Here is a 26580-nt window from a genome sequence, read left to right on the forward strand (position 1 = left end):
ACAACATGGGAGGCAAGAAGATGACAACCGCACCGACGCGGCGGGTCGGGCTGGGGTGGGCGATCCTCGCCAGCTCCGTCCCGATGTTCGTGGTGGCGTTGAACAACTTGGTGGTGACCAACGCGCTGCCGCAGATCGCCGAGGACTTCTCGGCGGACCAGACGACCCTCCAGTGGGTCGTCAACGCCTACGTGCTGGCGTTCGCGGGCATGCTCCTCACCGCCGCCGCCCTCGGCGACCGGTACGGGCGCAGGCTGGTGTTCCTCATCGGCATCGCGGTGTTCAGCCTCGGCTCGGTGGCGTGCGCCCTGGCCGACTCCAGCGGCTCCCTCATCGCGGCGCGCGTCGTGCAGGGCGTGGGCGCGGCGGCCATCCTGCCGCTGTCGCTGACGATCCTCGCGGCGGCCGTGCCGGAGAAGATGCGCAGCGCCGCCATCGGCATCTGGAGCGGCATCAACGGCCTCGGCGTCGCCCTCGGCCCGCTGGTCGGCGGCGCCGTCACCGAGGGCCTCGACTGGACGTGGATCTTCTGGGTCAACCTGCCCGTCGGCGCGATCGCCGCACCGCTCGTGCTGTGGGCGATCAGCGAGAGCCGCGGCGCGGACCGAGGCCTCGACATCCCCGGTGTGGTCCTGGTGACCGGCCTGATCACGTCGCTGGTGTGGGGCATCGTGCGCGCCGGCGACGAAGGCTGGACGTCACCGCAGATCCTCGGCGCGTTCGGCGTCGCCCTGGTGCTGCTGGTCGCGTTCGTGCTGTGGGAGCGCAAGGCGCCCAACCCGTTGCTGCCGCTGCGGTTCTACCGCATCCCCAACTTCGTGCTCAGCAACGTCGTCTCGCTGTCCATGTACTTCGGCGTGTTCGGCTCCATCTTCTTCCTCGCCCAGTACCTCCAGGGACCGCTCGGGTTCTCGCCGCTCGAAGCCGGCGTGCGCACCCTGCCGTGGACCGCCATGCCGATGATCGTCGCCCCGCTCGCCGGGCTGATCACCGACAAGGTCGGCGGCGGGAAGCTCATGGCCCTCGGCCTCGCCCTCCAGGGCGTCGGCCTCGGCTGGATCGCCACCCTCGCCACCACCACGACCCCGTACGGCGACCTCGTGCCGCCGATGGTGATCGCCGGCATCGGCATGGGCCTCGTGTTCGCGCCGACCACCGCCGTCGTCCTCGGCTCCGTGCGGCCCAGCGAGCACGGCAAGGCGTCCGGCGCGAACAACACCGTCCGCGAGATCGGCGGCGCCCTCGGCATCGCCGTCCTCACCACGGTGTTCACCGAGTACTTCGCCGACGTCGAGATCCGGCAGCCCGCCGACGCCGCCGAGGCGTTCGTCCACGGCATGATCCCCGCCATCTGGGTCGGCGTCGTGTTCGTGGCCGCGGGCGCGCTCGCCGGCCTGTTCATCCGCAAGCGCGCCGCCGTCACGCAAGAGCCGAAGCTGGTCGAGGTGTGACATGACGACCATGTCGACCGGCCCGGCCACCACCGACGACGTCCAGTGGACGCGCTGCCCGTCGTGCGGCGCGTTCGTGTACCTGCGCCGGCTGCACCGCCACCACGAGGTGTGCCCGGACTGCTCCCACCACCTGCGGCTCGACCTCGCCCGACGGTTGGACCTGCTGCTGGACCCGGGATCGCTGGACCGGGTCGACGCGGACCTGCGGCCGGTCGACGTGCTGTCGTTCCGCGACAAGGTGCCCTACCCCGAACGGCTCGCCGGCGCGCAGCGCAAGACCGGCCGCAACGAGGCCGCGGTGTGCGGGCGGGCCACCATCGACGGTCACCCGGTCGTGGTCGCGGCGCTGGACTTCGCCTTCATGGGCGGCAGCGTCGGCGGCCTCACCGGCGAACTCGTCGCCCGCGCCGCCCGCCTCGCGCTGGACACCCGCACCCCGCTGCTGCTGATCTCCGCCTCCGGCGGCGCCCGCATGCAGGAGGGCACGATCTCGTTGATGCAGCTCGCGAAGACCAGCCAGGAGATCGGCCGGCTGCGCGAGGCGGGTGTCCTCGTCGTCAACCTCAACACCGACCCCACCTACGGCGGCGCGACCGCGTCGTTCTCCGTGCTCGGCGACGTCATCCTCGCCGAACCGGGCGCGCGCATCGGGTTCGCCGGACCCCAGGTGATCAAGCAGACCATCCGGCAGGACCTGCCGCCGTCGTTCCAGACCGCCGAGTTCCTGCGCGACAACGGGATGCTCGACCTGGTCGTGCCCCGCGAGTCGACCCGGCCGACGCTGGCCCGGCTGCTCGCCCTGCACGCGCCCGGCGACCCCGAGACCGGCGGCGACTACGTCACCGACCCGTCCGCGCTCACGCCGCGGCCCGCCGCCGAGGTGGTGCGCGCCGCGCGCGACGTCGGCCGGCCCACCACCCTCGACCACGCCGCCCGCGTGTTCGACGACTTCGTCGAGCTGCACGGCGACCGGCTCTCCGCCGACGACCCCGCCGTCGTCGGCGGGCTCGCCCGGCTCGGCGGCCGGCCCGTCGTGTTCGTCGGCCACCAGAAGGGCCACCGCACCGACGAACTCGTGCGCCGCAACTTCGGCATGCCGCAACCCTCCGGCTACCACAAGGCCCGCCGCCTCATGGACCTCGCCGACCGGCTGAGGCTCCCGCTGATCGCCCTGGTCGACACGCCCGGAGCGTTCCCCGGCGTCGAGGCCGAGCAGCGCGGCCAGGGCAACGCCATCGCCGAGTGCATCCTGCGCATGTCCCGGATGACCGTGCCGACCATCGCCGTCGTCACCGGCGAGGGCGGCAGCGGCGGCGCGCTCGCGTTCGCCGTCGGCAACCGGGTCCTGATGCTCGAACACGCCTACTACTCCGTGATCAGCCCGGAAGGCGCGTCGACCATCCTGTTCGGCGACGCCGCCTCGGCCGACCGCGCCGCCGAAGCGCTGCGCGTCACCGCGCCCGAGCTGCTGCGCCTCGGCGTGGTGGACGGAGTGGTGCCCGAACCGCCCGGCGGCGCGCACACCGACCACGACGCCGCGTCCGGAGCGCTGCGGTCCGCGTTGCTGCGCTGCCTGACCGAGCTGTCCGACCTGGACGGGGAGCGGCTGCGGGAGCAGCGGTACGACCGGTTCAGCCGGTTCGGCCACCCCGACGCCGCCGGGGCGGACGACCCCGCCGGGTCCGGCCACCCCGCCGGATCTGGCCACCCCGCCGGGTCCGGCCACCCTGCGGCCTCCGACGACCCGGACACCGGGTCCGGCCACCCCGACCACCGCGGGTTCGGCGACCCCGACCCCCGCACCCCGACCGACCGTCCCTGACCGAGAGGGCCACCGCCGTGAGCACCGACGCCGTCATCACCTACGGCACCTCGCCACAGGACCCGTTCGACCCGCCGATGTCGCTGGCCGAGCTGCGTGCCGAGGCCGAACACCTCATCCTCACCATGGGTCGCCCGGTGCGCCGGGTCCACCTGCGCGCCGGGCGCAACGAGGTCGAGGTCGACTGGGAGGCCGCCGCCGTCCCCGCCGCCCCCGCCGCCGGGACGGCCACCGCGATCGCCCCCACGCCGGCCCCACCGGCCCCGACACCCCCGTCCGGGCTGACCGTGAGGTCGCCGCTCGTCGGCACGTTCTACGCCGCACCCAACCCCGGCGCGGCCCCGTTCGTGGCCGTCGGCGACGTCGTCGCGGCCGGCGACCAGCTCGCCATCGTCGAGGCGATGAAGCTCCTCAACCCCATCACCGCCGACCGGGCCGGCCGCATCACCGCCGTGCTCGCCGGCGACGGCGACATGGTCGAGTTCGACCAGCCGCTCTTCGAGTTCGAGCCGGTGGACTGATGTTCCGCAAGGTCCTCGTCGCCAACCGGGGCGAGATCGCGGTCCGCATCATCCGGACCTGCCGGGAACTGGGCATCGCCACCGTCGCGGTGCACTCCACGGCCGACGCCGACGCCCTCCACGTGGCGCTCGCCGACGAGGCGGTGCACATCGGGCCCGCCCCCGCCAAGCAGAGCTACCTGCACATACCCAACATCGTCGGCGCGGCGGTCAAGACCGGTGCGGACGCCGTCCACCCCGGCTACGGGTTCCTGTCCGAGGACCCGTACTTCGCCGAGATCTGCGCGGCGCACGGCATCACGTTCGTCGGGCCGCCGCCCGACGTCATGGAAGCGCTGGGCGACAAGTCCACCGCCCGTCAGCTGATGCAGAAGGCCGGGCTGCCGCTCCTGCCCGGCACCATCACGCCCCTGACGTCCGCGGACGAGGCGCTGGCCGTGGCCGACGACATCGGCTACCCGGTCGTCCTCAAGGCCTCCGCGGGCGGCGGCGGGCGCGGCATCACCGTCGTGCGGCGGCGCGAGGACATGCCGCACGCCTACCGCACCACCCGCGCCGACGCGCAGGCCCTGTTCTCCGACCCGTCGGTCTACCTGGAGCGCTACCTCCAGCCCGCCCGGCACATCGAGGTGCAGATCCTGTGCGACTCCCACGGCAACGCCGTCCACCTCGGCGAACGCGACTGCTCCGTGCAGCGCCGCAACCAGAAGCTCATCGAGGAGTCGCCGTCCACCGCCGTGGACGACGACCTCCGCGAGCGGATCGGCGCGGCGGCCGTGGAGGGCGCCAAGGCCGTCGGCTACCGCGGCGCGGGCACCATGGAGTTCCTCCTCGACGAGGACCGGAACTTCTGGTTCATGGAGTGCAACGCCCGCATCCAGGTCGAGCACCCCGTGACCGAGATGGTGACGTCGGTCGACCTCGTCGCCGAACAGCTGCGGGTCGCCGCCGGCGAGCCCCTGTCGTTCGACCAGGCGTCCGTGCGGCTGCGCGGGCACGCCGTGGAGTGCCGCATCAACGCCGAGGACCCCGACCGGGCGTTCGCGCCGACACCCGGCAGGGTGGAGCACCTGCTGCCACCCGGCGGCCCCGGCGTGCGGGTCGACTCGCACGTCGTGCCCGGCGGCTCCATCCCGCCCTACTACGACTCGCTCATCGCGAAGCTCGTGGTGTGGGGCGAGGACCGCGACGCGGCGTTGGCCCGGATGCGCCGCGCGCTCGCCGAGTACCGCATCTCCGGACCCGGTCTCAGCACCACCGTCGACTTCCACCGCGGGGTGCTCGACCACCCGGAATTCCGACTCGGCGGGGTCACCACCGACTTCCTCGCTCGGATGTCGGGATGACGTGCCGGTCGATACTTCCACTACCAGGGAGTAAGCCCCAGTATCGTGTAAGGTACGACGGCATTGCCGACGGTTGGGAATGCGGGGAGGACGGGGACTCCACTCTCCCGGCCTGACTGGGGAGGGCGGCCTGGCTGAGATGGACGACACTCAGGTCCCGGCGGACGACGAATTAGTGGCGCGATTGCGCGACTTCCTGGGCCAGGCCCCGGACACCTTCGACGACGTGGCCGTCAAGGTCGTCCGGGATCGCCTGGCCAACTCTCCGGAACCCGTGGCGGACGAGCGCGGCAGTGGCGACTCATCACGTTGAATCGGCAACAATGAGCGGCGCAATCGAGGGCAAGAAAAAACCGCAGCGGGGAAAGTCCGCCACGGTGGGCAATCCACAACGGTGGGGAATTGCCCCGGTTGTCAGGAATCCTCGTCCAGCAGTTCCCGCAGGCGGTTCAGTATGCGTCGCCGGGTGGGTCCGATCGAACCGCGCGGCACACCCAGCGCGCTGCTGATCTCGTCGTAGCTCGGCGGTGGGTCCTGGATCAGCAGGCCGAGCAGGGCTTGGTGCTCGGGTGGCAGTTGGCGGATCGCGGTGAACACCCGCGTGCGCTCCGCCGCGGCCAGCAACCCGTCCTCGGGTTTCGCGCCGTCCGCCACGTCCGGGGTGATCGGATCACCCACCGGCACGTGCTTCGCCGACTTCATCAGGTGTCGCAACGCCTCCCGTCGCGCCGCCGTCACGATCCACGCGCTCACTCGATCCGGCTCCCGGAGGGAACCGATGTGCTCCACCACCCGCAGCCACGTCAGCTGGGAGACGTCCTCGCAGTCCGCCGTGGACAGCCCGAACGACCGGGCGACCGTCCACACCAGCGGGTTGAACAGACGGATGAGCTCCTGCCACGCTTGGGGGTCACCGGTGCGGCAGCACGCCACGAGTGAGGCGGCGTCGGTTTTGGCCGTCGGGTGCAACAGCACGGCACAGGAGCCCAGATCGGGCCCTAACTCGTAGGGGCTCGCAGAACTGGACAAGACCACCTCCGCTACCTCTGAATTTGGCCGAAACCCTAGCAGCCCCCTATTGCAGAAGCTACATACAGTCCGTCTTGTTACAGTGTGTCGCAGTTCGGTCCTCCGAACCGTGGATGCGATACTCATTCACATTCGAGCGGTCGGAGTCGGGCCGGGAAGGGTGGAACGGTGGTCGGTGGCGATGCGGCGACCGGTCGGGTGCCGTGGCGGGAGCGCGTGCGGCTGACGGCGACGAAGGACATCGTGCTCGCGGCACGTCGGCGCGTGGCGGTCGACGGCGTCGAGGGCCTCACGATCCGCGCCGTCTCGCGGGATCTCGGCATGAGCTCCCCGGCCCTGTACCGCTACTTCCGCAGCGTCGACGACCTCACCGACGCCATCGTCCTCGACGTCCTGGACGAGATGACCGCCCTCCTCAACGGAGTCGTCGCGGCCACCGCCCACGAGGACCCGGCGCGTCAGATCGTGCTCGCCAGCCGTGCGCTCCGCCGCTGGGCGCTGGACCACGCGTTCGAGTTCCAGCTCACCATGGTCACCCCGCCCACCGCCGAAGCGGGCAAACCCCGTCTCAGCGACGCCCGCTACCGGTTCGGCAAGGTCTTCGCCGGACTCTTCGCGGCCTTCCTCGCCTCCCGCGGCGAACCGCTGCCCGAGGACTCCGCGGCCCTGCTGCCGGAGACGGTCGCCGAGTTCCGCCGCCGCATCGAACTCCCCGTGCCGGACTCGACCATCGCCCTCTTCCTCCGCTGCTGGGTGCGCCTCTACGGCGTCATCTGCATGGAGGTCATGGGCCAGCTCAGGTTCCTGGGCGACCACGCGGGCGAGCTGTTCGAGGCGGAACTCCGTTCCCTGGCCGACATGCTCGGCATGCCCGAGCACGTCCTGGCCCCGCGCTGACGGGCCCGCGGGGCCGTCAGCCGTCAGCCGTCGGTCGTGTCGATGGTGATCACGCAACCGTGGTGGTCGACGTGGGGGACGTCGGAGTCGTCGAACCAGTGGCCGCCGTCGCCGAGGTAGCGGAACCGGTGCGTGCCGGGCGGGAGGATCACGGTCACCGTGCGGGTGCCGTCCCGGCGCGGGACCAGTTCGTGGACGCCGGGCGTCCAGTCGTTGAACGTGCCGACGACGCTCACCGGTCCGCGCGGCTGGTCGAGCGGCAGTGAGAAGGTCACCCGGCGCTTCGGGCCGAAGAGGCGAGTGCTGCGGAGCATCGTTCTCCCTACGCGAGTCGATCGGGCCTTCCGGCACCCTAGCGCCCGCACTCGCGAGGAGGTTCCAAGTGGACGGTCACGCGTCTCGGTGACACAGGCACGGCGACGTTCCCGCGACGTCGGCCGAAAATCCCTCGTGCCAGGCGTGAGAGCCGTCGGACACCACCTGATCGGACACCCGGCGCCGGCCGGCGTTCGAACAGGCGGTCAACGTGTGGGTGCGGAACCCCCGTGTGTCCGATGGGTACCACTCAGGGACGGTCGCCGTTCCGTCTGGCGGCAACGCCGACCGGCGGCTGAGCGCGGTGGGGGGATGGCCGGGATCACAAAGGTGCACGACCTGCAAAGTTGCAGAAGGTGCACGTTTTTCCCTACCCTGATCGAGTGACCGTGCAGGCGGCTGAAGGGCTGCGTGACCGCAAGAAGCGGCGGACTCGGGCGGCGTTGAGCCGTGCCGCCGTGCGCCTGGTCGCGGAGCGCGGGCTCGACCAGGTGACGGTCGAGGACATCAGTGCCGCCGCCGACGTCTCGCCTCGAACGTTCTTCAACTACTTCGCCGGCAAGGAGGACTCCGTCCTCTGCCCCGATCCCGACGCCGGCCCGCGCATCCGCGCCCGCGTCCTCGCCCAACCGGCCGATCTGCTGGCCGCGGCGGCCGTGCGGGAGGCGTTGGTGGCGGAGGTCGCCGCCGAACTGGCCGACGACCGCGAGTTGTGGGTCCAGCGGATGCGGGTGGTGCAGCAGCACCCGGTGCTGCTGGCCAAGGTGTTCTCCGGCGGTGAGGCCGTGGAACGGGACCTGGTGGCCGGGATCGCCGAACGGGTCGGGCTGCCCGCCGACCACCTCTACCCGCTGCTGCTCGGCGCCGCGGCCGGGGCGGCGTTCCGGGTCGCGGTCGTCCGGTGGGCCGGCACGGAGGCCCCGCTGCCCGAGTTGCTGATCGAAGCCCTCGACCTGATCGCGCAAGGGCTGGCACAGCCCCAGCCAGAGGTAGGGGTACGGCGGGGCTAGGCGGGGGAGTGGCCGCTGACCCAGGCCGTCCCGAAGGCGACGGCGAAGGCGCTCGCCTGCGACGTCCACGAAAGTCTTGACGCAGAACGACACCACTGGGGGAGAGATGTCCACCGAAACCGGCACGACCTCGCGCCGGGACGTGATCCAGGCGATGTCCGGCCTGATGCTGGGCATGTTCATGTCCATCCTGGCCTCGACCATCGTGTCGAACGCCCTGCCGCGCATCATCGCCGACCTGCACGGCTCGCAGTCCGTCTACACGTGGGTCGTCACCACGGAACTCCTCGCCATGACGGCGACGGTGCCGCTGTGGGGCAAGCTCGCCGACCTCTACAGCCGCAAGCTCCTCATCCAGCTGTCCCTCGGCCTCTTCGTCGTCGGCTCCCTCATCGCCGGCTTCTCGCCGAACGTCGAGGTGCTCATCGCCAGCCGCGTCGTCCAGGGCCTCGGCGCGGGCGGCATGACGGCGCTCGCCACGATCGTGATGGCAGCGATGATCCCGCCGCGCGAGATGGGCCGGTACGCCGGCATCTTCGGCGCCGTCTTCGGCGTCGGCACGGTCGCCGGCCCGCTGATCGGCGGTCTCATGGTGGACACGTCGTGGCTCGGCTGGCGGTGGTGCTTCTTCATCGGCGTGCCGTTCACGCTCGCCGCGATCCTCCTGCTCCAGCGCACGCTGAACCTGCCGGTGGTGCGCAAGGAGGTCAAGATCGACTACCTGGGCGCGGCGCTGATCGTGGGCGGCGTGTCGACGCTGCTGGTCTGGTCGACGCTGGCCGGAAACCAGTTCGCGTGGGCGTCCGGCTGGACGGCGCTGCTCGTCACGGTCGGCGTGGTGCTGCTGGGCCTGGCCGTCTGGGTGGAGTCGCGGGCGGCCGACCCGATCGTGCCGCTGACGATCTTCGCCAACCGCACGGTCGCGTGGACGACGCTGGCCAGCGCCCTGGTGGGCGTGGCGATGTTCGGCGGCACGGTCTTCCTGTCCCAGTACTTCCAGATCGGACTGGGCAAGACGCCGACGCAGGCGGGCCTGATGAGCCTGCCGCTGATCTTCGGCCTGCTGGTGTCGTCCACGGTGGCCGGTCAGCTGATCACCAAGTGGGGCAGGTGGAAGGCGTTCCTGGTCGCCGGCGCCGCGATCATGGTCGGCGGGATGCTGCTGCTCGCCACGATCGACGCTAACACGAGCGTGTTCACGGTGAGCGTGCACATGGCGGTGCTCGGCATCGGCGTCGGCATGATGATGCAGAACCTCGTCCTGGCCGCGCAGAACGACGTGCCGGCCCGCGACCTCGGCGCCACCACGTCCACGCTCACGTTCTTCCGCAGCCTCGGCGGTGCGATCGGCGTGAGCGCGTTGGGCGCGGTGCTCGCCAACCGGGTCACGGCCCTGAGCGAGGAGAAGTTCGGCCCGGCCCTGGGCGGCGCCGCGGGCACGGTGCCGGACCTGGCGCTGCTGCCCGAGCCGATGCGCGTGATCGTGCGCGACATCTACGCCACGGCGACCGCCGAGCTGTTCCTGATCGGAGCGCCGATCGCGGTGCTGGCGCTGCTGGCGGTGCTGTTCATCAAGGAGAAGCCGCTCAAGACGCTCAGCGGTGACGAGCGCCTGGCCGCCGAGCTGGCCGACGCCCACTAGGCGATCACGGCGGGACACGTGTCGCGCCTGCCCCGGACGACCGCGGGCGGGTGCGACACTTTCGCGCGTGTCGGGACTGCGTGAACGCAAGAAGCTGGCCACTCGGACGGCGCTGGCCGATGCCGCCCTGAGGCTGTGCGTGGCGCACGGCCTCGACGGGGTGACCGTCGAGCAGGTCGCGCACGAGGCGGGCGTGTCGCTGCGCACGTTCTTCAACTACTTCTCGTCCAAAGAGGAAGCCGTGGTGGCGGGCGACGTCGCCACCGCCGCCGCGTTCGTCCGCGCCTTCGCCGAACGGCCGGGGTCCGAGCCGGTGCTGTCAGCCCTGCACCACGCGCTGGTCGAGGTCGTCCCCGAGCGGATCGACCCGGAACGGGTGGCGCAGCTGCGGGCGTTGCGCGGCAACCCGTCACTCCTGCCGCACCAGGTGGCCGCGTTCGCCGCGCAGGAACGGGAGCTGGCCGCCGCAGTGGCCGCACGGGTGGGCGTCGACCCCGCCGCCGACCTCTACCCGGTGATGTTCGCCGCCACGGTCATGGCCACCCTGCGGGTGGTCGTCGGCTGGTGGCTCGACACCCCCGACCGGCCCGAGCTGTCCGACCTCATCGGCGTCATGATCGACCGCCTCGGCGCCGGGTTCGCCGCGGTCGAACCGGCCGCCCGCTGACCCCCGGCCGGGCCGGCCGCCGACCCGCGATCACCACGCCTCCACCACCACCTCGGCCAACGGCGCGCGCGAGCCGGTCAATGGCCCCCGCAGCACTCGTGCGGGCTCTCCGCCTCGGCCGGCCGCAGCACGCCGCCCACGGCGGGCTCCACGTACAGCACCAGCTCGCCGTCACGGCACACCGGGCGCAGGAACCCGAGCGTCTCCACCGGGTCGGCCGGCGACACCGGCACACCGATCCCCACGACCCGGTCGATCGCCGACTCCGCCACGACGTGCGCGACGGGGTGGGTGCCGGTGAGCGCGGCCTGGCCGGGGAACCGCACGCAACGCCCGTCGGCGCGGTCACGGGCCGCGCGCGCCGCCCGTGCGGCGGCCGAGTCGGGGGAGTCGGGGGAGTCGGGGGAGTCGCCGAGCACGACCACCGGACCGTCCAGTGCGCCCGACAGACGGGCCACGTCCACGTCACCCGGCACGTGCGCGGACAGCGTGGTGACGGACACCGGGCCCACCCGGTCGACGTGCGTGCACACGAAGTCCGCCACCACTCCGTCGCCGTCGAGCGCCGCCAGCAGCACGGCGTCCACGTGCGCCGCGCCGTGCTCGCCGGGCAGGGCGGGCACGGCGCCGAGCCACACCATCAGATGACGTCCACGAACACCGGGTTCGCGTAGAACCACAGGTCCGACCACGGGTCGGCGTCGCCGATCACGTCCATCACCGGGTTGCCGTCCGACGTCAGCCGGTTGCCGTCCGACCCGCGCAACCGCAGGTAGAACGCGCCCTCGACGCGGCGGAACGTGTGCGTGAACCTCACCGTGCCGCGGGCGCCGCGGGCCACCTCGAACGACTGCACCACCTTCGTCGCGGGCGCGGTGAACGCGTCGCGGTCGGCCGCCGGACCGGTGACGGGGCCGGCGATCAGGTCCACCTTGGCCAGTCGCGGCACGACACCGGCGAAGTTCGGGCCGCGCGCCAGGTCGACCTCGATCACCACCTCGACGTCGTGACCACGCCGGACGAACGTGCGGCCGCCGATGGTGACGCCGCGCTCGTCGCCCTCGCCGAGCGACCGCACCCGCAGGTTCAGCCCGTCGACGATCCGGCCGTGCACCGCGACGACCTTGCCGCCCTGCATGCCCCGCATGACGTCCACGTAGGACTTGGAGTCCGCGCCGACCAGCGTGGAGCTGTAGAAGCCGGGCCAGTAGTCGCCGTACACCTGCGGCGTGCCGGTGTCGACGGGCGCGCCGCGGCTGCCGGTGGCGTTGTGGTCGCCGGTGCCCTGCTTGTGCGTGTCCTGGTGCACCTGGTGCGCGTCGGACGTCGCGGTGACCCACCAGGGCCGGCCCTCGGCGAGCAGCGAGTCCCACAGACCGCCGACCTTGGCGGTCATCCAGTCGAACCCGCCGTAGGTGCGGTACGGGTTCTCCGTCGCGGTCGGCGCGAAGCCGGGGAAGCTGTCCTGGTTGGGCGAGCCGTCGTAGTAGCCGCGCGCGCCGCCGCGACCGCCGTCCGACGTCCGGATGCCCGCCGCCTGGTGGCCGGGCGCGCCCTCCATGCCCACCGCGACGTCGGGCGCCGCGTCCCGCCAGCCGCGGAACTCGTGGGGGCTGTCCACGCCGCGCCGCGCGGGGTGGTTGGCGAACATGAGCGCGATCTCGGTGCGGCCGGACAGCACCTGGGCTTCGAGGAACCGCAGGGCCGCCAACGCGTACGGCTCGCCGTCCGCCGACGTCGACCGCGTGATCAGCCCCTTGCCGCCCTGCGCGACCGGGGTGGACAGGACACCGCCGTCGTACGCCGCCTCGAACGCCCGCAGGGTGTCCACAGTGGACCGACCCGGCGGCAGGAACACGGTGGCGTGCTCGGCGCCCGGGATGTTCCACTCCAACCCCTGGTACACCAGCACGTCCCGGTGCGCCCGGTGGGCCTGCTCGATGTCCGGCGCGACCTGGCCGACGGAGAACTTCTCGTGCGCCACGCCGCCGTGGTCGGTGATGACGACCCAGTCGAGCCCGTGCTCCCGCGCCTTCGCGACCTGCTGCGCCACCTCGTACTGGCCGTCGGACGAGTACTTGGTGTGGATGTGGTGGTCGCCCGCGTACCACCGGTCGCGGCCGCGCCACGGGTTCACCGGGGTGGCCGGGCGGTCGTCGTGCGCGTGGGCGGGCGCCGCGCCGAGGGTCGTGGCGACACCGGCCGCGCCCAGCCCGGCCAGGAACCGGCGTCGCGCCACGGACAGCGGGCGGTCGTCCTCCCCGTCGCGCCAGCTGCCCTCCACCGCCTCGTGGTGGTGCTCGTGGGTGTGGTCGTGGTGGTGGTGCGACATGCGGTGACTCCGATCCTGACCCGAACGGCGGCGGCCGGTGCGAAGTATCGTTTTGCGCCCCGTGCGCCGGGTGGTCCGCGGGGCCGAACTCCCGGTGAACACTTCGGCGCGTGACCGGGATTTCCCGGTCCTCACCCGTCTGGGCGTGACCGGAGCCTCCACGCCGTTCACCGAGGTGATGAACCTCAACCGGGCCTCAACCGCGCCCCCGCCCGTGCCCCCAGCCGGGCGCGAGCACACTGGGACCGTGGACGGCAAGCGCAGGCGCGGCGAGCTGAGGATCTACCTCGGCGCGGCGCCCGGTGTGGGCAAGACGTACGCGATGCTCGCCGAGGCGCACCGACGCCGGGAACGCGGCACCGACGTCGTCGTGGGCCTGGTCGAGACGCACGGCCGGGAGCGGACCGCGGCCCTGCTCGAAGGCCTGGACCAGCTCCCGCGCCGCCCGCGGCCCCAGCACCCCGGCGGCGAGGTGGACCTGGACGCGCTCCTCGCCCGCGCGCCCGAGGTCGCCGTGGTGGACGAGCTGGCGCACACCAACGCGCCCGGCTCCCGCAACGCCAAGCGCTGGCAGGACGTCGAGGAACTGCTCGACGCGGGCATCGACGTGCTGTCCACCGTCAACGTCCAGCACCTCGAATCCCTCAACGACGTGGTCGAGCGGATCACCGGCGTGGCGCAGCGCGAGACCGTGCCCGACGCGGTGGTGCGGCGCGCCGAGCAGGTCGAGCTGGTCGACCTCACGCCCGAGGCGCTGCGCCGCCGCCTCGCGCACGGCAACGTCTACGCGGCGCACAAGATCGACGCGGCGCTGGGCAACTACTTCCGGCTCGGCAACCTCACCGCGTTGCGCGAACTGGCCCTCCTGTGGGTGGCCGACCAGGTCGACGTCGCCCTGCAGCGGTACCGCTCCGAGCAGCGCATCACCGACACGTGGGAGACCAGGGAACGGGTCGTCGTCGCCATCAGCGGCGGATCGGAGAGCGAGACGCTGATCCGCCGCGCCCGGCGCATCGCGGCCCGCGCGGGCGCGGAGCTGATGGTCGTGCACATCATGCGCGGCGACGGGCTCGTCGGCGCGTCGCCGCAGCTCGTGGCCGGGTTCCGGCGGGTGACCGAGGACGTGGGCGCGACGTTCCACACCGTCGTCGGCGACGACGTGCCGACCGCGCTGCTCGACTTCGCCCGCGGCGTCAACGCCACCCAGCTCGTGCTGGGCACGTCCCGCCGCTCGCGGCTGGCGCGCGTGTTCGACGAGGGCATCGGCGCGTCGGTCATCCAGGCGTCCGGGCCGATCGACGTGCACATGGTCACCCACGACGAGGCTCGGCGCGGCCGGCGGTGGCGCCGGGGCGGCTCCGCGCCGGCCCGGTCCCGCAAGCTGCTCGGCTGGGCGCTGGCCGTGCTGCTGCCCGCCGTCGTCACCGCCGTGGGCGTCGCGTGGCAGGACGAGTTGACGTTCTCCACGGACCTGGTGGGGTTCTTCCTGGCGACGGTGGTGGTCGCGCTGGTCGGCGGACCCGGCCCGGCGCTGTGCGCGGCGTTCGTCGGCGCGGGGCTGCTGAACTTCTTCTTCACCCCGCCGTACCACAGCCTCGCCGTCGCCACCCCGGAGAACCTGATCACGCTGGCCGCCATGCTGCTGGTCGCGGCGTTGGTCGCGCTCGTGGTCGACCGGGCGGCCCGGCTCGCCGCCCAGGGCGCCCGCGCCCGCACCGAGGCCGCGCTGCTCGCCTCCTACGCGCGCACCGTGCTGACCAGCCCGTTCCCGCTGGTCCGGCTGCTGGAGAAGGTGCGCGAGAACTTCGCCCTGGAGTCGGTGGCGCTGCTGGAGCGGCGGGACGGCGAGTGGGAGCGGGTGGCGTGCGTGGGCCCGCGGCCGTGCGCGGAACCGGACGAGGCCGATGTGGACGTGCCGGTGACGGCGGACGTGCACCTGGCGTTGCGCGGCCGCACCCTGCCCGCCGGCGACCAGCGCGCGTTGGAGGCGGCGGCCGGGCAGGCGCTGATGGCGTTGCGGCAGCAGCGGATGGCCGCCGAGACGGCCGAGGCGCAGCGGCGCGCGGAGACCACGGAGCTGCGCACCGCGTTGCTGTCCGCCGTGGGCCACGACCTGCGCACGCCGCTGACGTCCATCAAGGCCGCGATCGGCAGCCTGCGCGACACCGACCTGCCGCTGTCCGAAGAGGACACCGCGGAGCTGCTGGAGACCGTCGAGGTGTCGGCGGACCGGCTGACCGGGCTGATCGACAACCTGCTCGACTCGTCCCGGCTGGCCACCGGCGCCGTCGCGCCGAGACTGCGCGCGGTGACGTACGACGAGGTGGTGGCGCGCGCCCTGGCCGGCATCGACGACCGCGACACCGTGTCCGTGGACGTCGCCGAGCACCTCCCGCCCGTCCTCGCCGACCTCGGCCTGCTGGAACGGGTGGTCGCGAACGTGGTCGACAACGCCCTGCGGCACGGCAGGCTCACCCCGCGCCGACTGGTCGACGTGGACGGTGACGGCCGGATCGAGCTGGACGAACCCGAGATCGCGGTGCGCGCCAGCGCCTACCGGGACCGGGTGGAACTGCGCGTCGTGGACCACGGGCAGGGCTTGCCGAAGAACACGGCGGACGCGGTGTTCGCGCCGTTCCAACGCCTCGGCGACCGTGACGCCACCCCCGGCGTCGGCCTCGGGCTGAGCGTCGCCAAGGGTTTCGTGGACGCCATGGGCGGCGCCATCACGGCGGAGGACACCCCCGGCGGCGGGCTGACGATCGTCATCTCCCTGCCGACCGCCGAGACGGCGCCCGCGTGACCGGGCCGCCGGTTCCGGGGTGGCGGCTGCCGTCAGCCCACCCGCTCAGCCCATCCGCTCAGCCCACCTGATGCGGCCCCAGGAGCGTCCACTTCACGGCCTTGACCGTGCCGTCGGCCGTGGTGCTCTCGCCGACGATCGTGCCGCGCTCGTTCAGCGCCACGGGACGGGTGTGCGTGCCGCCCAGCGAGCTCAGGTACTCGACCACCCCGGCCCGCCACAGGAACGCGCGGGGCGAGCCGGCCGACGACGTCCAGCCGATCACGTCGCCCCGGTCGTTCACCGCGACCGCCTCGGACGGCCCCGGCACGCCCAGGTCGACGGGCTTCCCGCCGAGCGGCCACAGCGTCGCCCGGCGGACCCCGTTGGCGTCCGTCGTCCAGCCCACCACGTCACCGCGCTCGTTGAGCGCCTGCGGGCTGTTCGCCACCCCGCCGGCCGGCGCGAGCACCACCACCTGGCCGTCCGCCCACATCAGCGCCTGGCCCTGCCGGTTGCCGACGACCACGCCGGCCTCGTTGACCGCCGTCACCGAGTACGGGCCGGTGCCGGGCGCGTCGGCCAGCCGCGAGCACGTCGTGCCCGCGCAGCGGAACGCGTGCGCGTCCGTGCCGAACATCGGGGCCTTCGAGCCGACGATGACGCCCGCGTCGTTGATCGCGCTCAGCGACAGGTGCGCCCCGGACACCGGCAGCGAGGTGTGCCTGCCGTCGCGCCACACCGCCGCGCGTTCCTGGTGGTAGCCCGACGGGGAGGTGGAGTACGTCATCGGCACCACGCCGTCGCGGTTGATCCCGTTCGCCACGACGTAGCCGGAGCCGCTCGGCGTGAGGTCGGTGACCTTGCCCTGGTCCCAGATCCGGGGGCGCTGGACGTAGGTGCCGCTGCCGCCCAGGTACTCCTGGATGAGCACCCGGCCCGCCTGGTTCAGGCTCCTCGGCGTGCCGCCGCCCAGGTCCTCGGCCGGGAGGCCGGGCGCCCAGCGCACGGCGCGCGACGGGCCGTTGCCCGAGGCGGTGCCCACGACGTGGCCGAGGTCGTTGACCGCCACCGCGCGGTGGCTGGGGTGACCGGGCAGGCCGGGCAGCTCCGTGATGAAAGCCGCCGCCCGCGCGCCGGGCGCGCTCACCAGCGGCAAGGCCACGGCCAGCGCGAGGACGCCGGCCGTCATGCGTAACTTGGGCATGGTCGCTCCAGTGCGAGACGTCCGCTGAATCGATTTCGACGTTAGTCGCGCGCGGGCGGGTCTGCTTCGGCCGGACAGCGGAATCAGGGGGAACGGTGACGGCACACGAGGGTTCGGCGCGGGACGTTCTGGCAAAGCTCGGCGAGGGCGCCGAGGTGGTCCGGCTGACGGGCGGCGTGGTCAACACGGTGTGGCTGGTCCGCGGTCCGGAGCGCGAGGTCGTGGTAAAGACGACCGAGGACGCGCCGCCGTCCCTTTTCGAGGTCGAAGCCGAGGGCTTGGGCGTGCTCCGGCGGCACGGCCTGACCACGCCGGAGGTGCTGGGCGTCGGCGCGGACTGGCTGCTGCTGGAGGCGATGACGCCGCGGCCGCCGGAGTCCGACGCGTTCTGGGAGGCCGCCGGCCGCGCGGTCGCCGCGCTGCACGACGTGCGCGGCGACCGGTTCGGCTGGGACGACGACGGGTGGCTCGGCGTGCTGCCCCAGCACAACGCCTGGCACGACGACGGGCACGAGTTCTTCGTCGAGCAGCGACTCCTGCGCTACCTGCGGGAGCCGAAGGCGGACGCCGTGCTGACCGCCGAGGACCGGGACGCGCTGGAACGGCTCTGCGCGCGGCTGCCGGAGATCGTGCCCGCCGCGCCGCCCTCGCTCACCCACGGCGACCTGTGGCACAACAACGTCGTCGCGACCGCGGCCGGCGAGCCCGCGTTCATCGACCCGGCGGTGTCGTGGACGTGGCCCGACGTCGACCTCAGCATGATGTTCTGCGGCGCCGACTCGCCCGCGCGGTTCTTCGACGCCTACCACGAGGTCCGGCCCCTCGACCGCGACTGGCGCGACCGGATGCCCGTGGTGTTCCTCCGGGAAATCCTCAGCACTGTGGCGCACGAAGGCGACCGGTGGGGTGCGCTCGTTTACCTCCGCGACGTGCTCAAGCCATTTCGGCGCAGTGTGGTTGTCGATTCCACCAACGAGGCGCAGGTCGGCACGATCGAGTGATTGCCGAGGCCCTGCCCGGTCGCAATCATGTACCGCATGACGCACCGGGAAATCCGGATCACTCTTCCGCCCGGCTTGCCGAATGATCGTTACACCGGCGTGAAGGACGCCGTGTCGAGCTTATTGGGACTGTGGGACATCCCGGTTTCCTGCCTGGAGTCGTTCGACACCGACTCCGGGCCACCGGCGGCTCCCTCCCACCCCGCTCCGATCGACCCGACCTCCGCCGACACCGCTCCCGCCAACGCCGCTCCCGCCGACTCCACCAACGCCGCTCCCGCCGACTCCGGCACCGACCGCGCCGACGCCGCCGACCGCACCGACGTCACCCAGGCCGACCCTCCGCCCGCCGACCCGGCCTGACCGGCGAGCCCCGCCATGACGAGCCCCCCACGACACGCCCCGCCACGACACGCGCCACCGCAGGCAGGCGTCCGAGGCGGTGGCGCTTTCGCGCTGATCACCGCACCCCGGGCCGACCTCCGATCACCGGCTGGGCTGGTCCAGCGGGTTGGCCGACACCCGGTCCGCCCAGCCGTCCCGCATCAGCCCGGCGGCGGCGCAGTGCGGCTTGCGCTCGGCCTGGTCCTTGGCCTGCACGAGGAACGCGTCGGCGAACCCGAGCCGCGGGAACCGCTCCACGACGTCCGCCACGAACCGCTCGGAGAACCGCTCCAGCCCGCGTCCCGACACGTCCGCGCCGACCGCGACCTGCAACAGGTGGCTCTCCGGGTCGTCGTCGGCGGACACGTCGTCGCCCAGGTGCGCCACGATGACCTCCGCCAACCGCGCCCTCCGCTCCGGCCCCCACCCCGCGCCGGCCGCGAACACCCACGCGACGTGCGCACTCGCCTCCTCGAACTGCAGGGTGTGGCTGTCGAACGGCGCGGTGAGCCCGAGGTCGTGCAGCAGCGTCGCGACGTACAGCAGCTCGCCGTCGTGCGCGATGTCGACGTCGGCCGCGTACGCGGTGGCCCACGAGTAGGAGCGCAACGAGTGGTTCAGCAGCCACGGCTGGGTGTACCGGTGGCACACCTCCAGCGCCGCGGCGGACGCCTTGGAGTCGGGCGGGGTGAAGAGGTCCACGACGCCAGCCTAGGTGGCCGACCGCCCGAGCCGGGGCCACGACGCCCGCGACACGACCGCCGTGGCCCGATCGGCGGGATTCGACCGGCAGACACCGACCGCCAAGGCCCCGACCGCCAGGGCCCCGACCGCCAGGGCCCCGACCGCCAGGACACCGCCGCCAAGGTTCCGACCGCCAGGACGCCGACCGCCTACGCCCCAACCCCTAGGACACGACGCCGTCCGCGACCAGACCGGCCCAGATCGCCTCGCCGACGACGGTCAGCGCCGACTGCGGTCGGATCATCACGGTGAACGTGCCGATCCGGCCGTCGTCGTCCAGCTCGATCAGGTCGATGCCCTCGACCTGCTTGCCGCCGACCACCGTCCGGAAGTGCAGGACGTGGCCGTTCGGCCCGTCGTACTGGCCGACGTACCGGAAGTCCTCGAACGTGCGCTGCAGCACCCCGAACAGGGCGCGCACCACGTCGATTCCCTCGAACGGCTGAAACTTCACCGGGCTGTGCAACGTGATGTCGTCCGCGAAGAACGCCGTGGCGCCGACGATGTCGCCCGCCTCTACCGCCGCCTTGAACTCCAGTGCCGCGTTCACGTGGTGCCTCCTCGGGCTGGTCGGATCAGATGGTGGCCGCGAGCCGCGTGCCCTGGTCGATGGCGCGCTTGGCGTCCAACTCGGCGGCGACGTCCGCGCCGCCGATGACGTGCGTGACGACACCGCGCCCGGCGAGCGCGTCGGCGAGGTCCCGCACCGACTCCTGGCCCGCGCACACGACCACCGTGTCGACCTCGATCACGCGCGGCCGCTCGCGGTCCGGGCCGAACGTGACGTGCACGCCCGCGTCGTCGATCCGCTCGTAGTTCACGCCGGTCAGCTGCTCGACCCCCTTGGCGGCCAGCGCCGCCCGGTGCACCCAGCCGGTGGTCTTGCCCAGGCCCTTGCCGATCCGGGACGCCTTGCGCTGCAACAGGTACACCTGCCGCGCGGCCTTCGCGGGCTTCGGCGCGGTGACGCCGCCGCGCACGTCCGCCGGGTCGGCGACACCCCACTCGGCCCGCCACTCGTCCACGTCGAGGGCGGGGGAGGAAGCGTGGGTGAGGAACTCGGTCACGTCCACCCCGATCCCGCCCGCGCCGATCACCGCGACCCGCTCGCCGACCGGGGCGCCGTGCCGCACCACGTCCACGTACGACAGCGCGCGCTCCACACCGGGGATCGCGGGCACCCGCGGCGCGACACCGGTCGCGATCACGACCTCGTCGAAGTCCGCGACGTCGTCCGCCGTGACCCGCGTGCCGAGGTGCAGCTTGACGCCGGTCAGCTCGATGCGCCGCCGGAAGTAGCGGATCGTCTCGGCGAACTCCTCCTTGCCGGGGATGCGCCGGGCGATGGCGAACTGGCCGCCGATGTCGTCGTCCGCCTCGAACAGCTCCACCGCGTGCCCGCGCTCGGCCAGCGAGGTCGCCGCCGCGAGCCCGGCCGGACCCGCGCCGACCACCGCGACCCGCTTGGCGCGACGGGTCGGCAGGAGCCGGAGCGTCGTCTCGTTGCCCGCCCGCGGGTTGACCATGCAGGAGGCCTTCTTCATCGAGAACGTGTGGTCGAGGCACGCCTGGTTGCACGCGATGCAGGTGTTGATCTCGTCGGCGCGGCCCGTCTCGGCCTTGCGCACCCAGTCCGGGTCGGCCAGGAACGGCCGCGCCATCGACACCAGGTCCGCGTCACCGCGCGCCAGCACCTCCTCGGCCGTCTCCGGCATGTTGATCCGGTTCGAGGTGACCACGGGGACGCCGACGTGGGGGCGCAGCTTCGCGGTGACGTTCGTGAACGCGGCGCGCGGCACGGACGTGACGATCGTCGGCACGCGTGCCTCGTGCCAGCCGATGCCGGTGTTGATGATCGTCGCGCCGGCCGCCTCGACCTCCCGGCCGAGCGCCACGACCTCGTCCCACGTCTGGCCGTCCTCGACGAGGTCGATCATCGACAGCCGGTAGATCAGGATGAAGTCCGGACCGGCCGCCTCGCGGCAGCGGCGCACGACCTCCACCGCGATCCGCCGCCGGTTCTCCGGGCTGCCGCCCCACCGGTCGGTGCGCTTGTTCGTGCGGGGCGCGAGGAACTGGTTGATGAAGTAGCCCTCGGAGCCCATGATCTCGACGCCGTCGTACCCCGCCTCGCGGGCGAGCGCGGTGGCGCGGGCGAACGCGTCGATCTGCGCGCGGACACCCCGGTCCGACAGTGCGCGCGGCCGGAACTTGCTGATCGGGGCCTTGAGCGGGGACGCCGACACGCTGAACGGGTGGTAGGCGTACCGGCCCGCGTGCAGCAGCTGGAGGGCGATCTTGCCGTCGTGCTCGTGCACCGCGTCCGTGACGGTCCGGTGCCGGCGCGCCTCGCGGCGCGTCGTGAGCTTGGAGGAGAACGGGTAGAGCCAGCCCGCCCGGTTCGGCGCGAAGCCGCCGGTGACCATGAGCCCGACGCCGCCTCGCGCCCGTTCGGCGAAGTAGGCGGCGAGCTTGTCGAAGTCCTTGGCGCGGTCCTCGTTGCCGGTGTGCATGGAGCCCATCAGCACCCGGTTGCGCAGGGTCGTGAAGCCCAGGTCCAGGGGCTTGAGCAGGTTCGGGTACCCGGTCATCGCCGGTCGTCCTCTCGCATCGCGGCCAGCACCTCGTCGCACCACTCGACCAGCGCCTGCTCGGCCCGCACCCCGCCGCGCAGGACCAGGTACTGGTGCAGACGGCGGCCGGACAGCGCGGACGGGTCGGGGAAGTCCTTCTTCTCGATGGCGCGGAAGACGTCCAGGCGTTCCGAGTGGAGGTCGCGGTGCCGTGCCACCTCGCGGACCAGCGCGTCGCGGTCGCCCAGGGACGCCCCGCGCACCTTCAGCGCCAGCTCGTGCCGGATCGTCTCCGGTTCGCCGGGGGAGGCGAGCCAGCGGGCGAGTTCCGCCCGGCCCGCCTCGGCGACCTCGTACACCTTCTTGTCCGGGCGGCGCTCCTGGGCGACCTCGTCGCACGACACCCAGCCGGAGTCCACCATGCGCTTGAGCGTGCGGTAGATCTGCTGGTGGGTGGCGGCCCAGAAGAAGCCGATCGACTTCTCGAAGCGGCGGGCCAGTTCGTAGCCCGAGCCCGAGCGCTCGTCCAGCGACACGAGGATCGCGTGCTCCAACGCCATGCCGTGACAGTAGCTGTGCAACCGGATGCAGTGCAACTAGTTGCATAGCTATGCGGACCGAGCCACGCCGGAGTGAGGCGCGCCAGCCGTGCGGGGTCGCCGCTCAGGAGATGCGCCCACCGCGCCGCTCGGCGATCAGCACCTCCAGACCGTCCAGGATGCGGTTCAGCCCGAACGACCAGCCGTTGTCCCCGACCGCCGAGCCGCTCGACCGCGCCGCCTCGTGCAGGGCGGGGAAGCGGTCGCGGTGGGCGTCGAGGATCTCCCGGAGGCGCTTCTCCGCCGTCCACGGCTGAGTGCCCGCCGTCGCCGACGACTGCGTGTTCCGGATGTGGCCGCTGAGCAGGAACACCGCGTCCATCCGTTCGCCGCCGTCGAGCCCGGTGTCGCCGAGCGCCGCCACGGCCGACTCCGTCCACCCGACCTCGCGCGGACCGGTCGGGCGCTCACCCGTGGTCGCCGCGGGGAGCCACGGGTGGCGCCGCCAGGTCTCCCGCATCAGGTCGGCCCACGTGACGAGCCTCGGCCGCCACCCGCCCGGCACGGCGCGCAGGTCCGGCGGGTCGCCGACCGCCGACTCGATCATCACCGCGACCAGCTCGGCCTTGCTCGACACGTGCCGGTACAGGGCCATCTTGGTGACGTCCAGCCTGGCCGCGACGTGCTGCATCGACACCGACGCCATGCCCTCCGCGTCGGCGACCTCGATGGCCGCGTCGGCGATCCGGTCCACCGTGAGCGCGAGCCGCGGCGCACGCGCCGGCTTGTCGCGCGAACCCCACAGCAGGTCCGTGCCCAGGTCCTCGCTCGCCATCCACCCACCACTTCCGAATCGGCGGTTGCGCCCGTTGTCGATCTGTGTCTATCGTACACGCAGTGTCCGCCGGACACACAAGTTACCGTAGGACACAGCGGTGTCCGTTCGTATTCCCGTGGGGGTTTCGACCATGTCCGTGAAGATCTTCGTGAACCTGCCGGTGAGCGACCTCGCGAAGTCGATCGAGTTCTTCGCCGCCCTCGGCTTCGCGCACAACCCGCAGTTCACCGACGACAACGCGTCGTGCGTCGTCTTCAGCGACACGGTCTACGCGATGCTCGTCACCGAGCCGTTCTTCAAGACGTTCACCACCAAGGAGATCGCCGACTCGGCGACGACGACCGAGGTGATCGTGGCGCTGTCGCTCGACAGCCGCGAGCAGGTCGACGAGCTGGCGGACAAGGCGCTGGCCGCGGGCGGCGGGTTCGTGAAGGAGCCGGAGGACCACGGCTTCATGTACGGCCGCAGCTTCACCGACCTCGACGGCCACATCTGGAACGTGTTCTGGATGGACGAGGCGGCGACCCAGGGCTGAGCCCGGGCTGGGGATTCGCGGCGGCGCGCTGGTCGCACCCGCCACCGCGTGGTCACCACCGCGTGTCCGGCACCGCGTGCTCGCCGCCGCGTGCTCACCACCGCGTACTCGCCGCCGCACGTTCGCCACCGCGTGCTCACCGCCGTACGTTCGCCGGCGCGTGTTCGGACACGCGCCGGCCACGAGGCCGGTGGGTACGGAGTTGGTCCGCGGACGAGGGTCGGGTGCCGGCTCGGAGCCGGGCGGTGGGATCGGCTCGTGGCAGGGGAGCGGGTGGGCGTAGTGGAACAGGGTGGGGCGGGGAGCCGCAGGTAGCTTCCCCGCCCCACCCCGGGAGCTGGTCCGGCGCCGTCCGGTGCGCGCCGTCCGGTCCGGCGGCGGCCGGCACGGCGCCGATCAGGCCGTGCCGGTCGGAACGCCGGTCAGAACTGCAGCGACCAGCCGTTGATCCGTCCGACGTCGGCCGACGCCACGTCCTGGACCCGCAGCTTCCACGTGCCGTTCGCGACCTCGCCGGACGCGTTCACGGTGTACGTGGTCACGACGTTGTCCGCGCTGTCGTTGCTGGACGTCTTCACCCGGAACGCCGTGCCGTCCGGCGCGACGACGTCGATCACCAGGTCGCCGCGGAAGGTGTGGGTGATGTCCACGCCCACCGCCAGCGCCGCCGGCGCGTTGCCGGACACGCCGGTCACCGTGATCGGGCTCTCGACCGTGGTCAGGTCGGGGATCGCCACGTCGGTCTGGTTCTCGAAGCGCGGACCGGGCGGGGTGCCGCCCTCACCGGCCAGGGTCCACAGGGCGTACGCGATGGCGTCGCTGTTCCGGTCCAGCGCGGTGGCGTTGATGTTGGTCAGCGTGTCGCACGACCGGTGGTAGCAGCGGTCGAAGGCGACGCCCGCCGTGCCGCCCCACTTCTGCGCCTGCGCCGCCGTCTTGATCACCTCGGCGCCGGTGAACGTGCCGCCGACCGGGATGCCGGCCCGGGCGAACGCGGCGTGGTCCGAGCGCCCGCCGACGGACGTCAGCTCCGTGGGCACGCTGAACGCGGCCTGCAACGTCTGCTGCAGCAGCAGCGACCCGGTCGGCTGACCGGAGGCGCTGTAGACGAAGTAGCCGGGGTTCGGGGAGCCGATCATGTCGAAGTTCAGGTACGCCTTGATCTTCGACCGCTCGGTCGTCGGCAGGTTGTTCACGTAGTGGTTGGAGCCGATCAGCCCCAGCTCCTCGGCGCCCCACCAGCCGAACCGGATGTGCTTGCGCGGCGCGAAGGCCTGCCGGGACACGGTCAGCGCGACCTCCAGCAGACCGGCCGAGCCGGAGCCGTTGTCGTTGATGCCCGGCCCCGACGTCACGCTGTCGAGGTGACCGCCGAGCATGAGCACGTCGTTCGGGTCGCCGCCCGGCCAGTCGGCGGTCAGGTTGTACCCGGCCACGCCGTTGTACGTGAACTGCTGCACCGCCGTCTGGTACCCGGCCGCGTCGAGCTTCGCCTTCAGGTGGTTGATCGACGCCAGGTAGCCCGGCCGGCCGTGCGCCCGGTTGCCGCCGTTGTTGTTGGCGATCGTCTGCAGGTCGTTCAGGTGCGCCTGCACGTTCGCCAGGGAGATGTCGGGCGCCGCCAGCGCGCTCACCGGGGCCGCGGTGACGGCCGGTGGGCTCAGCAGGGCAGCGGCGAGCAACAGGGCGCTCGCCGCCGGGATCGTCCTTCGCAAGGACATGGCTGCCTCCGCAGGGTGTAGGGAAAGCCACGCACGAGCGTGCGTGCTGGGGCAGCACCGCGGTAGCGACGTTCGTCGTGGCACATTCGGACGCACGACTCCTGGCGTAGTGGTCACAATAGCTTCAGTGTTGAATGAAAATAACACCTACACCAGCACCCGAGGCAGTGCGGCCACCAGGGAAAACGCCTGGAAGGAACGCGGGCGCGCTACCGGCGGGACGGGCTCACTGCTGGGCGCGCTGGGCACGGGCCCGGCGCTTGCCCTCGTGCATCGCCTGCACGCGGGCGACCGGGATCGTGTGCCCCTCGGCGACCAGGTCGTCGGGGAGCTTCTGCGGCGCGGGCATCCGCGAGTGCCACGGGTCGTCGTCGCCGAGCAGGGCGGCGGCTGTCCGGACGGTGAAGTCGGACGGCTTCACGGACGGCAGGTCGGCCCAGTCCACCGGGAACGACACCGTCGTGCCCGGCCGGATGCGGGGGCTGTACGCGGCGGCGACGGTCGCGCCGTACGCGCGGGTCGAGTCCAGGAACACCCGTCCGCCCCGGTCGTCCTTGATGAACGCCGTGGTCGCCAACGCCGGGTCCAGCCGCTCGGCGCGCGCCGCCAGGGCACGGGTCGCGGCGGCCACGTCGTCGTCGCTGCCGTCCACCGGCACGAACACGTGCACGCCCTTGGACCCGCTGGTCTTGACGAGCCCGGTGAGGCCGTCGTCGGCCAGTGCCCGCCGGACCAGGTCCGCCGCCGCCACGACCACGTCGAACCCGGCGCCCTCCGGCGGGTCGAGGTCGAGCACGAGGTAGGACGGCCGGTCGAACGCGCCCGCGAGCCCGAGCGTGACGTGGTACTCGACGGCCCGCTGGTTGGCGAACCACAGCAGCGTCCGGCGGTCCTCGCACACCGCGTACCGGATCTGGCGCTTGGACGTCTCGGCCCACAGCGTCACGCTCGGCACCCACTCGGGCGTGTACTTGGGCAGGTTCTTCTGGGTGAACGGCTCCTGGCCCGGTCGCACCCGCACCACCGACAGCGGCCGCCCGGCCAGCCCGGGGAGCATCCGGTCCCGCACCGCGTCGAGGTAGTCGACCAGGTCGCCCTTGGTCGCGTCGGCCCCGTCGAACAGCGGCTGGTCGAGGTTGGTCAACGCCACGCCGTCCCGCTCGTCACCCATGACGCCACCCTTCCGGGTCACCGTGCGGTCGGCAAGCCCAGCGGTCGGCA

The 26580-nt window shown here is 72.5% G+C and carries 24 protein-coding genes and 1 pseudogene; 13 read left to right on the forward strand and 12 right to left on the reverse strand.

What is annotated here, in order from left to right; all coding sequences use genetic code 11:
* Window positions 1-20: 20 nt before the first annotated feature.
* The 5 genes and pseudogenes from ACRAKH_RS15865 to ACRAKH_RS15885 all read left to right on the forward strand — a co-directional run bounded on the left by ACRAKH_RS15865 (window position 21) and on the right by ACRAKH_RS15885 (window position 5456).
* Window positions 21-1451, forward strand: a complete 1431-nt coding sequence (locus ACRAKH_RS15865) for an MFS transporter (RefSeq protein WP_380722236.1) — start codon at window positions 21-23, stop codon at window positions 1449-1451.
* Window position 1452: 1 nt separating this feature from the next.
* Window positions 1453-3123, forward strand: a pseudogene (locus ACRAKH_RS15870) (acetyl-CoA carboxylase carboxyltransferase subunit alpha); the annotation flags it as partial.
* A 170-nt stretch (window positions 3124-3293) separates the two neighbouring features.
* Entirely contained in the window at window positions 3294-3797 is a 504-nt protein-coding gene (locus ACRAKH_RS15875) for an acetyl-CoA carboxylase biotin carboxyl carrier protein (protein WP_380722238.1), read from the forward strand.
* The gene (accC, locus tag ACRAKH_RS15880; RefSeq protein WP_380722240.1) at window positions 3797-5143 is read left to right on the forward strand and encodes an acetyl-CoA carboxylase biotin carboxylase subunit; all 1347 of its coding nucleotides are present in this window, start codon (window positions 3797-3799) and stop codon (window positions 5141-5143) included. Before ACRAKH_RS15875 ends, accC begins: the two co-directional genes overlap by 1 nt.
* A 139-nt stretch (window positions 5144-5282) precedes the next feature.
* Window positions 5283-5456, forward strand: a complete 174-nt coding sequence (locus ACRAKH_RS15885) for a hypothetical protein (RefSeq protein ID WP_380722242.1) — start codon at window positions 5283-5285, stop codon at window positions 5454-5456.
* 101 nt (window positions 5457-5557) lie between these two features.
* Here the strand turns inward: ACRAKH_RS15885 and ACRAKH_RS15890 are convergent, their stop codons facing one another.
* Entirely contained in the window at window positions 5558-6118 is a 561-nt protein-coding gene (locus ACRAKH_RS15890) for an RNA polymerase sigma factor (RefSeq protein WP_380722244.1), read from the reverse strand.
* 222 nt (window positions 6119-6340) lie between these two features.
* On the opposite strand from ACRAKH_RS15890, the gene ACRAKH_RS15895 reads away from it, so the two are divergent.
* A complete protein-coding gene (locus ACRAKH_RS15895) occupies window positions 6341-7069 on the forward strand; it encodes a TetR/AcrR family transcriptional regulator (protein WP_380722246.1) in 729 nt (242 codons plus the stop codon).
* Between the two features lie 23 nt (window positions 7070-7092).
* On the opposite strand, the gene ACRAKH_RS15900 is transcribed toward ACRAKH_RS15895, so the two are convergent.
* Complete coding sequence (locus ACRAKH_RS15900; RefSeq protein WP_380722248.1) at window positions 7093-7383, reverse strand: isoamylase early set domain-containing protein; 291 nt, start codon at window positions 7381-7383, stop codon at window positions 7093-7095.
* A gap of 384 nt (window positions 7384-7767) precedes the next feature.
* On the opposite strand from ACRAKH_RS15900, the gene ACRAKH_RS15905 reads away from it, so the two are divergent.
* From ACRAKH_RS15905 to ACRAKH_RS15915, 3 genes are all read left to right on the forward strand, one after another.
* On the forward strand, window positions 7768-8394 hold the full coding sequence (locus ACRAKH_RS15905) for a TetR/AcrR family transcriptional regulator (RefSeq protein ID WP_380722250.1): 627 nt from the start codon (window positions 7768-7770) through the stop codon (window positions 8392-8394).
* A gap of 106 nt (window positions 8395-8500) precedes the next feature.
* Window positions 8501-10036 (forward strand): MDR family MFS transporter, encoded by a 1536-nt coding sequence (locus ACRAKH_RS15910; RefSeq protein ID WP_380722252.1) that lies wholly within the window; start codon window positions 8501-8503, stop codon window positions 10034-10036.
* A 67-nt stretch (window positions 10037-10103) separates the two neighbouring features.
* Window positions 10104-10703 (forward strand): TetR/AcrR family transcriptional regulator, encoded by a 600-nt coding sequence (locus tag ACRAKH_RS15915; RefSeq protein ID WP_380722254.1) that lies wholly within the window; start codon window positions 10104-10106, stop codon window positions 10701-10703.
* Between the two features lie 77 nt (window positions 10704-10780).
* On the opposite strand, the gene ACRAKH_RS15920 is transcribed toward ACRAKH_RS15915, so the two are convergent.
* Both ACRAKH_RS15920 and ACRAKH_RS15925 read right to left on the reverse strand, forming a co-directional pair.
* Complete coding sequence (locus ACRAKH_RS15920; protein WP_380722256.1) at window positions 10781-11344, reverse strand: hypothetical protein; 564 nt, start codon at window positions 11342-11344, stop codon at window positions 10781-10783.
* Window positions 11344-13035 (reverse strand): PHP domain-containing protein, encoded by a 1692-nt coding sequence (locus tag ACRAKH_RS15925; RefSeq protein WP_380722258.1) that lies wholly within the window; start codon window positions 13033-13035, stop codon window positions 11344-11346. The genes ACRAKH_RS15920 and ACRAKH_RS15925 overlap by 1 nt, the downstream gene beginning before the upstream one ends.
* A gap of 178 nt (window positions 13036-13213) precedes the next feature.
* Between ACRAKH_RS15925 and ACRAKH_RS15930 the strand changes: the two genes are divergently transcribed.
* On the forward strand, window positions 13214-15838 hold the full coding sequence (locus ACRAKH_RS15930) for a DUF4118 domain-containing protein (RefSeq protein WP_380722282.1): 2625 nt from the start codon (window positions 13214-13216) through the stop codon (window positions 15836-15838).
* 58 nt (window positions 15839-15896) lie between these two features.
* On the opposite strand, the gene ACRAKH_RS15935 is transcribed toward ACRAKH_RS15930, so the two are convergent.
* Window positions 15897-17024, reverse strand: coding sequence for a hypothetical protein (locus tag ACRAKH_RS15935; RefSeq protein WP_380722260.1), 1128 nt, complete (start codon window positions 17022-17024; stop codon window positions 15897-15899).
* Window positions 17025-17119: 95 nt separating this feature from the next.
* Here ACRAKH_RS15935 and ACRAKH_RS15940 point away from each other — a divergent pair, with 95 nt between their 5' ends.
* Window positions 17120-18025, forward strand: coding sequence for a fructosamine kinase family protein (locus tag ACRAKH_RS15940; RefSeq protein ID WP_380722262.1), 906 nt, complete (start codon window positions 17120-17122; stop codon window positions 18023-18025).
* Between the two features lie 36 nt (window positions 18026-18061).
* Entirely contained in the window at window positions 18062-18388 is a 327-nt protein-coding gene (locus tag ACRAKH_RS15945) for a hypothetical protein (protein WP_380722264.1), read from the forward strand.
* Between the two features lie 123 nt (window positions 18389-18511).
* Here ACRAKH_RS15945 and ACRAKH_RS15950 read toward each other — a convergent pair whose 3' ends face one another.
* The 5 genes from ACRAKH_RS15950 to ACRAKH_RS15970 form a co-directional block, all read right to left on the reverse strand.
* Window positions 18512-19111 (reverse strand): HD domain-containing protein, encoded by a 600-nt coding sequence (locus tag ACRAKH_RS15950; RefSeq protein ID WP_380722266.1) that lies wholly within the window; start codon window positions 19109-19111, stop codon window positions 18512-18514.
* Between the two features lie 205 nt (window positions 19112-19316).
* Window positions 19317-19703, reverse strand: coding sequence for a nuclear transport factor 2 family protein (locus tag ACRAKH_RS15955; protein ID WP_380722268.1), 387 nt, complete (start codon window positions 19701-19703; stop codon window positions 19317-19319).
* A gap of 25 nt (window positions 19704-19728) precedes the next feature.
* Window positions 19729-21744 (reverse strand): oxidoreductase, encoded by a 2016-nt coding sequence (locus ACRAKH_RS15960; protein WP_380722270.1) that lies wholly within the window; start codon window positions 21742-21744, stop codon window positions 19729-19731.
* The gene (locus tag ACRAKH_RS15965; RefSeq protein ID WP_380722272.1) at window positions 21741-22286 is read right to left on the reverse strand and encodes a PadR family transcriptional regulator; all 546 of its coding nucleotides are present in this window, start codon (window positions 22284-22286) and stop codon (window positions 21741-21743) included. Before ACRAKH_RS15965 ends, ACRAKH_RS15960 begins: the two co-directional genes overlap by 4 nt.
* 103 nt (window positions 22287-22389) lie before the next feature.
* A complete protein-coding gene (locus ACRAKH_RS15970) occupies window positions 22390-23100 on the reverse strand; it encodes a TetR/AcrR family transcriptional regulator (protein ID WP_380722274.1) in 711 nt (236 codons plus the stop codon).
* A gap of 133 nt (window positions 23101-23233) precedes the next feature.
* Between ACRAKH_RS15970 and ACRAKH_RS15975 the strand changes: the two genes are divergently transcribed.
* The gene (locus ACRAKH_RS15975) at window positions 23234-23638 is read left to right on the forward strand and encodes a VOC family protein (RefSeq protein WP_380722276.1); all 405 of its coding nucleotides are present in this window, start codon (window positions 23234-23236) and stop codon (window positions 23636-23638) included.
* 422 nt (window positions 23639-24060) lie between these two features.
* Here the strand turns inward: ACRAKH_RS15975 and ACRAKH_RS15980 are convergent, their stop codons facing one another.
* The gene (locus ACRAKH_RS15980) at window positions 24061-25359 is read right to left on the reverse strand and encodes a M28 family peptidase (RefSeq protein WP_380722278.1); all 1299 of its coding nucleotides are present in this window, start codon (window positions 25357-25359) and stop codon (window positions 24061-24063) included.
* 226 nt (window positions 25360-25585) lie between these two features.
* The gene (locus ACRAKH_RS15985) at window positions 25586-26530 is read right to left on the reverse strand and encodes a DNA polymerase domain-containing protein (protein ID WP_380722280.1); all 945 of its coding nucleotides are present in this window, start codon (window positions 26528-26530) and stop codon (window positions 25586-25588) included.
* Window positions 26531-26580: the final 50 nt, after the last annotated feature.

Source organism: Saccharothrix hoggarensis (genome assembly GCF_052936025.1).